This is a genomic window from Thauera sp. (genome assembly GCF_035444905.1).
Classification (GTDB): Bacteria; Pseudomonadota; Gammaproteobacteria; order Burkholderiales; family Rhodocyclaceae; genus Thauera.
Genome location: NZ_DAOMPS010000110.1, coordinates 1 through 5,472, shown reverse-complemented (window position 1 = coordinate 5,472; position 5,472 = coordinate 1). Strand labels below are relative to the sequence as shown.

Annotated in this window: 7 protein-coding genes; all 7 read left to right on the top strand. The window is 66.2% G+C overall.

What is annotated here, in order from left to right; translation table 11 throughout:
• The coding region (locus tag PLC66_RS22125; RefSeq protein ID WP_324544346.1) for an acyl-CoA dehydrogenase family protein at positions 1-918 on the top strand (918 nt) is incomplete at its 5' end.
• A 37-nt stretch (positions 919-955) separates the two neighbouring features.
• Positions 956-1,759: an ABC transporter ATP-binding protein gene (locus PLC66_RS22120; protein WP_324544345.1), complete on the top strand. Its 804-nt coding sequence runs from the start codon at positions 956-958 to the stop codon at positions 1,757-1,759.
• A complete protein-coding gene (locus PLC66_RS22115) occupies positions 1,759-2,466 on the top strand; it encodes an ABC transporter ATP-binding protein (RefSeq protein WP_324544344.1) in 708 nt (235 codons plus the stop codon). Before PLC66_RS22120 ends, PLC66_RS22115 begins: the two co-directional genes overlap by 1 nt.
• 58 nt (positions 2,467-2,524) lie before the next feature.
• The gene (locus tag PLC66_RS22110; RefSeq protein WP_324544343.1) at positions 2,525-3,412 is read left to right on the top strand and encodes a branched-chain amino acid ABC transporter permease; all 888 of its coding nucleotides are present in this window, start codon (positions 2,525-2,527) and stop codon (positions 3,410-3,412) included.
• Entirely contained in the window at positions 3,413-4,354 is a 942-nt protein-coding gene (locus tag PLC66_RS22105) for a branched-chain amino acid ABC transporter permease (protein WP_324544342.1), read from the top strand.
• Positions 4,355-4,387: 33 nt separating this feature from the next.
• On the top strand, positions 4,388-5,086 hold the full coding sequence (locus PLC66_RS22100; RefSeq protein WP_324544341.1) for a nitroreductase: 699 nt from the start codon (positions 4,388-4,390) through the stop codon (positions 5,084-5,086).
• Positions 5,087-5,171: 85 nt separating this feature from the next.
• Positions 5,172-5,472: electron transfer flavoprotein subunit beta/FixA family protein (locus PLC66_RS22095; protein ID WP_503012260.1), on the top strand; the 301-nt coding region annotated here is incomplete at its 3' end.

The following is a 5,472-nucleotide window of genomic DNA, read 5'->3' as shown; positions in this document are numbered from 1 at the left end:
GTCGAGCGCGTCGATTCCGGCTACCGCTCGATGATGAGCGTGCAGAGCTCGCTGGTGATGGTGCCGATCAACGAGTTCGGCACCGAGGCGCAGAAGCAGAAGTACCTGCCCAAGCTTGCCAGCGGCGAGTGGATCGGCTGCTTCGGCCTCACCGAGCCCAACCACGGCTCCGACCCGGGCTCGATGATCACCCGCGCACGCACCGTGCCGGGCGGCTTCAGCCTGTCGGGCAGCAAGATGTGGATCACCAACAGCCCGATCGCCGATGTGTTCGTGGTGTGGGCCAAGGACGACGAAGGCAAGATCCGCGGCTTCATCCTCGAGAAGGGCTGGAAGGGCCTCAGCGCCCCGGCCATCCACGGCAAGGTCGGCCTGCGTGCCTCGATCACCGGTGAAATCGTCATGGACGAGGTCTTCGTGCCGGAAGAGAACGCCTTCCCCGAGGTGCGCGGCCTCAAGGGCCCCTTCACCTGCCTCAACTCGGCGCGCTACGGCATCGCCTGGGGTGCGCTCGGCGCTGCCGAGGACTGCTGGCACCGTGCCCGCCAGTACGTGCTCGACCGCAAGCAGTTCGGCCGCCCGCTCGCCGCCAACCAGCTCATCCAGAAGAAGCTTGCGGACATGCAGACCGAGATCACGCTCGGCCTGCAGACCTGCCTGCGCGTGGGCCGCATGAAGGACGAGGGCATCGCCTCGGTCGAGGTCACCTCGCTGATCAAGCGCAACTCCTGCGGCAAGGCGCTCGACATCGCGCGCATGGCGCGCGACATGCTCGGCGGTAACGGCATCTCGGACGAGTACGGCGTCATCCGTCATGTGGTGAACCTGGAGGTGGTCAACACCTACGAAGGCACCCACGACATCCATGCGCTGATTCTCGGCCGCGCCCAGACCGGCATCCAGGCCTTCTCGGGCTGATCACGCGTGCCGCGGCAACGCGGCAGAGGAGGAGACCATGAGCCACAAGACTGCAGCAGCAGCGAACACGGCATCCGATCTGATCCTCGAAACCTCGGGACTCGTCAAGGAGTTCCGCGGTTTCGTGGCAGTCGATGGTGTGGACCTGAAGATTCGGCGCGGTGACATCCACGCCCTGATTGGCCCCAATGGGGCGGGCAAGACCACCTGCTTCAACCTGCTGACCAAGTTCCTGCAGCCCACGCGCGGGACGATCCGCTTCAACGGGCGGGACATCACCAAGGAAACGCCCCAGCGCATCGCGCGCATGGGCATGGTGCGTTCGTTCCAGATCTCTGCGGTGTTCCCGCACATGACCGTGCTCGAGAACGTGCGCATCGCCCTGCAGCGCAAGCTCGGCACCACCTTTCATTTCTGGAAGTCGGGCCGCAGCGTCGATCATCTGAATGATCGCGCGATGGAACTGCTCGCCGAGGTCGGCCTGGAGGGCTACGCCAAGATGATCACGGTGGAGATGCCCTACGGCCGCAAGCGCGCGCTCGAGATCGCCACCACGCTGGCGCTCGAGCCCGAGCTGATGCTGCTCGACGAACCGACCCAGGGCATGGGTCACGAGGACGTCGACCTGGTGATGCAGCTCATCAAGAAGGTCTCCGCCAACCGCACCATCCTGATGGTCGAGCACAACATGAAGGTCGTGTCCGGCATCTGCGACACGATCACCGTGCTCGCCCGCGGTTCGGTGCTCGCCGAAGGCGATTACGCCGCGGTGTCGTCCAACCCGGTGGTGATCGAGGCCTACATGGGCAGCGAGGCTGCCGAACTTGCGGGAGCCCACTGATGAGCGCCACCGAATACCTGCGCGTGTCCCAGCTGCACGCCTTCTACGGCGAGTCGCACATCCTGCACGGCATCGACTTCACCGTGCGCCGCGGCGAATGCGTGAGCCTGCTCGGGCGCAACGGCGCCGGCCGCACCACCACGCTGCGCGCGCTGATGGGGCTGACCGGCAAGCGCACCGGCTCGATCATGATCAACGGCCGCGAGGCCATCGCCATGCCGCCGCACAAGATCGCCCAGCTTGGCGTCGGCTACTGCCCGGAAGAGCGCGGCATCTACTCCGCCCTCACCACCGAAGAGAACCTGTTGCTGCCGCCCCGGGTCGGCAGCGGTGGCATGAGCGTCGAGGAGATCTACGAGATGTTCCCCAACCTCGCCGAACGCCGCCACAGCCAGGGCACCCGCCTGTCGGGGGGCGAGCAGCAGATGCTGGCGCTCGCACGCATCCTGCGCACCGGCGCCCGCCTGCTGCTGCTCGACGAGATCTCCGAAGGCCTCGCGCCGGTGATCGTGCAGAAGCTCGGCGAGATCATCCGCCAGCTCAAGCAGAAGGACTACACGATCGTGCTGGTCGAGCAGAACTTCCGTTTCGCCGCACCGCTGGCCGACCGCATGTTCGTCGTCGAGCACGGCCAGATGGTGGCCGAGATCGCCCAGAACGAGCTGACCAGCCGCATGGGCTACCTGCAGGAACTGCTCGGCGTCTGAGCCGGGTTCCGCCTTCGTCGCGTGCGCGCGCAAACCCTCACAATCGGAGTCCTGCCAAATGAATGAAGTCTTCGGCATTCCGCTTCCCGCCTTGCTGGGCCAGCTCATGCTGGGTCTCGTCAACGGCTCGTTCTACGCCCTGATGAGCCTTGGCCTTGCCGTCATCTTCGGCATGTTGCAGATCATCAACTTCGCCCATGGCGCGATGTACATGATGGGCGCGATGTTCGCCTGGATGGCCATGGTGTATCTGGGCGTCGGCTACTGGTGGTCGCTGGTGCTGGTGCCGTTCGCGGTCGGTGCCATCGGCATCGTCATCGAGCGCTTCCTGCTGCAGTGGATCTACAAGCTCGACCACCTCTACGGCCTGCTGCTGACCTTCGGCCTCGCGCTGATGATAGGCGGCGGCTTCCGCTACGTGTTCGGCGCCGCGGGCCAGCCCTACACCATCCCGAAGGAGCTCTCCGGTGTCATCGATCTGGGCTTCATGTTCATGCCCAAGTACCGCCTGTGGGTGATCGTGGCCTCGCTCGCGGTGTGCTTCGCCACCTGGTACATGATCGAGAAGACCCGGCTGGGCGCCTACCTGCGCGCCGCGACCGAGAACCCGAAGCTGACCCAGGCTTTCGGCATCAACGTGCCGGTGATGGTGATGCTGACCTACGCCTTCGGCGCCGCGCTGGCCGGTTTCGCCGGCGTGCTCGCCGCGCCCACCACCCAGGTCAGCCCGCTGATGAGCGCGAACATGATCATCACCGTGTTCGCGGTGGTGGTGATCGGCGGGATGGGCTCGATCATGGGCTCGATCGTCACCGGCCTGGGGCTCGGCGTGCTCGAGGGCCTGACCAAGGTGTTCTACGCCGAAGCCAGTTCCACCGTCATCTTCGTCGTCATGGTCATCGTGCTGATGTTCCGCCCGGCCGGCCTGTTCGGAAAGGAGAAGTAAATGAACCCCAGAATCGCCAACGTCGGCTACCTCGTCGGGCTCGTCCTGCTGCTGCTGGCACCGGCCGTGATCTATCCGGTGCTGATCATGAAGGTGCTGTGCTTCGCGCTGTTCGCCTGCGCCTTCAACCTGCTGCTCGGCTACACCGGCCTGCTGTCCTTCGGCCATGCGGTGTTCCTCGGCAGCTCGGCCTACCTCACCGGTCACGCGCTCAGTGCCTGGGGTCTGCCCACGCTCGCCGGTCTGGCCTTCGGCACGCTCGCTGCTGCAGCGCTCGGCCTGGTGATCGGCGCGCTCGCCATCCGCCGCCAGGGCATCTACTTTGCGATGGTCACGCTCGCGCTGGCGCAGATGGTGTATTTCATCTTCCTGCAGGCGCCTTTCACCGGCGGCGAGAACGGCCTGCAGGGCGTGCCGCGCGGCAGCGTGTTCGGCTTCGACCTGGCGGACGACTACAAGCTCTACTACCTGGTGGTGACCCTGTTCGCCGCGGCGTTCTGGCTGATCCTGCGCACCATCCAGTCGCCCTTCGGCCAGACGCTGAAGGCGATCCGCGAGAACGAGGCGCGCGCGATCTCGCTCGGCTACGACGTCGATCGCTACAAGCTGCTCGCCTTCGTGCTGTCGGCCGGCATCGCCGGGTTGGCGGGGGCGCTCAAGACCCTGCTGTTCGGCTTCGCCACGCTGACCGACGCGCACTGGCACACCTCGGGCGAGGTGGTGCTGATGACGCTGCTCGGTGGCATGGGCACGGTGATGGGGCCGATCGTCGGCGCCGGCGTGATCGTGACCCTGCAGACCGAACTCGCCGACAAGCTCGGCTCGCTCGTTGCCGTGGTCATGGGCGGACTGTTCGTGTTCTGCGTGCTGGTGTTCCGCCGCGGCATCGTCGGCGAGGGGATTGCGCTGTTCAACCGCATGATCGGCGAGAAGACGCGCTGATCCGCGCGGGGGAATTTCGACATGGAGATGGCAATGAATGCAGCAGCGCCGACGGGCCTGACCGAGGCCGTCGATCACGTGATGAGCGCGCGCCGTTCGGTCCGGGCCTTCCTGCCGGAAAAGGTGGCGGAGGCGACGATCGACGACATCCTGGCGGTGGCGGCGCGCGCACCGTCGGGGACCAACACCCAGCCGTGGCGGGCGCATGTCCTCACCGGCGCCACGCTCGGCCGGCTGGTGGATGCGGTGTGTGCCGCCTTCGATGCCGCCGATGGCAGCCACACACCCGAGTACGACTACTACCCGCCGGAGTTCTTCGAGCCCTATCTCGCGCGGCGGCGCAAGGTGGGCTGGGACCTGTACAGCCGCCTCGGCATCGCCAAGGGCGATGGGGCACGGATGAAGGCGCAGCACCGCAGGAACTTCGAGTTCTTCGGCGCGCCGGTGGGCCTGATCTTCACGATCGACCGCCGGCTGGGCAAGGGCAGCTGGCTCGACTACGGCATGTTCCTGCAGAACGTCATGCTCGCGGCCGAGGCACGCGGGCTGGCGACCTGCCCACAGGCGGCCTGGATCGACTACCACCGCATCATCGGCGAGCACTTGCAGCTGCCGCCCAACGAGCAGGTGGTGTGCGGGATTGCGCTCGGCTACGCCGACCCCGACGCGCCCGAGAACGCGCTCGTCAGCGAGCGTGCCGAGCTGGCGGAATTCGTCGTCCGTCATCAATGAAACTGCGTGCCGGAAGGCCTGGCCGGCCGGCACGATCGATGTGTGAGCGCTCCGCAGGGAGCGGCTTCGTCAAGGGAGAAGACGCATGAAGGTGCTGGTACCCGTGAAGCGGGTGGTCGATTACAACGTCAAGGTCCGTGTGAAGGCCGATGGCAGCGGCGTGGATATCGCCAACGTCAAGATGAGCATGAACCCCTTCGACGAGATCGCGGTGGAAGAGGCGGTGCGGCTGAAGGAAGCCGGCGTCGCCACCGAGGTCGTCGCGGTGAGCTGCGGCGTCACCGCCTGCCAGGAAACCCTGCGCGCGGCGCTGGCGATCGGCGCCGACCGCGCCATCCTGGTCGAGACCGATGTCGAGCTGCAGCCGCTGGCCGTGGCCAAGCTGC

Bases quoted from the DNA above. Each gene is read 5' to 3' on its own strand.
- PLC66_RS22120 (WP_324544345.1), top strand. From the start codon at position 956: ATGAGCCACAAGACTGCAGCAGCAGCGAACACGGCATCCGATCTGATC.
- PLC66_RS22115 (WP_324544344.1), top strand. From the start codon at position 1,759: ATGAGCGCCACCGAATACCTGCGCGTGTCCCAGCTGCACGCCTTCTAC.
- PLC66_RS22110 (WP_324544343.1), top strand. From the start codon at position 2,525: ATGAATGAAGTCTTCGGCATTCCGCTTCCCGCCTTGCTGGGCCAGCTC.
- PLC66_RS22105 (WP_324544342.1), top strand. From the start codon at position 3,413: ATGAACCCCAGAATCGCCAACGTCGGCTACCTCGTCGGGCTCGTCCTG.
- PLC66_RS22100 (WP_324544341.1), top strand. From the start codon at position 4,388: ATGAATGCAGCAGCGCCGACGGGCCTGACCGAGGCCGTCGATCACGTG.